General features: G+C 49.2%; 8 tRNA genes and 1 rRNA gene. All 9 read left to right on the top strand.

The window, feature by feature from the left end:
* Positions 1 to 89: ribosomal RNA gene (rrf, locus tag KNO69_RS15205) — 5S ribosomal RNA — on the top strand; the annotation flags it as partial.
* A gap of 75 nt (positions 90 to 164) precedes the next feature.
* Positions 165 to 240: transfer RNA gene (locus tag KNO69_RS15200), tRNA-Asp, on the top strand.
* A 19-nt stretch (positions 241 to 259) separates the two neighbouring features.
* Positions 260 to 335, top strand: a tRNA-Phe gene (locus KNO69_RS15195).
* An 8-nt stretch (positions 336 to 343) separates the two neighbouring features.
* Positions 344 to 419 (top strand) — tRNA-Thr (locus tag KNO69_RS15190).
* Between the two features lie 10 nt (positions 420 to 429).
* Positions 430 to 505, top strand: a tRNA-His gene (locus tag KNO69_RS15185).
* Positions 506 to 517: 12 nt separating this feature from the next.
* Positions 518 to 593 (top strand) — tRNA-Lys (locus KNO69_RS15180).
* Positions 594 to 630: 37 nt separating this feature from the next.
* A tRNA-Leu gene (locus KNO69_RS15175) sits at positions 631 to 711 on the top strand.
* 15 nt (positions 712 to 726) lie between these two features.
* Positions 727 to 801 (top strand) — tRNA-Gly (locus tag KNO69_RS15170).
* A gap of 9 nt (positions 802 to 810) precedes the next feature.
* Positions 811 to 898, top strand: a tRNA-Leu gene (locus tag KNO69_RS15165).

Raw genomic sequence — 898 nt, 5'->3', positions numbered from 1 at the left:
CCGTTCCCATGCCGAACACGGAAGTTAAGCGTCTCAGCGCCGAAAGTAGTTGGGGGATCTCCCCCTGTGAGGATAGGACGTTGCCAGGCTTTATTTTTTTAAAAAAGTTATTGACTTTACATAGAATGACCTTTAAAATAGGTAAAGTCGATATGACTTAAAACGGTCTCGTGGTGTAGGGGTTAACATGTCTGCCTGTCACGCAGAAGATCGCGGGTTCGAATCCCGTCGAGACCGCCATTTTTAATTCAATACGTATGGCTTTGTAGCTCAGTTGGTAGAGCAAAGGACTGAAAATCCTTGTGTCGGCGGTTCGATTCCGTCCAAAGCCACCATATAACACGCCGGTGTAGCTCAGTTGGTAGAGCATCTGACTTGTAATCAGAGGGTCGAGGGTTCGAATCCTTTCGCCGGCACCATTTTTTCATGGCGGTTGTGGCGAAGTGGTTAACGCACCGGATTGTGATTCCGGCATTCGAGGGTTCAATTCCCTTCAGCCGCCCCATTAAAATTTAATGAGCCATTAGCTCAGTTGGTAGAGCATCTGACTTTTAATCAGAGGGTCGCAGGTTCGAGCCCTGCATGGCTCACCATTTCTCATTATTTTTTATTCAATACGTAATTTCACATGCGGGTGTGGCGGAATTGGTAGACGCGCTAGACTTAGGATCTAGTGTCTTTGACGTGGGGGTTCGAGTCCCTTCACCCGCATCTCTAAATACTTATGCGGAAGTAGTTCAGTGGTAGAATACGACCTTGCCAAGGTCGGGGTCGCGGGTTCGAATCCCGTCTTCCGCTCCATCTTAATATGCGGTCGTGGCGGAATCGGTAGACGCGCTAGGTTGAGGGCCTAGTGGTGGTTAACACCGTGGAGGTTCAAGTCCTCTCGACCGCACCA

Origin of the sequence: Exiguobacterium sp. s131 (genome assembly GCF_018617345.1) — a bacterium.
Lineage (GTDB): Bacteria > Bacillota > Bacilli > Exiguobacteriales > Exiguobacteriaceae > Exiguobacterium > Exiguobacterium profundum.
The sequence above is the reverse complement of the archived record's forward strand: the minus strand, read 5'-3'. Positions and strand labels throughout refer to the sequence as shown.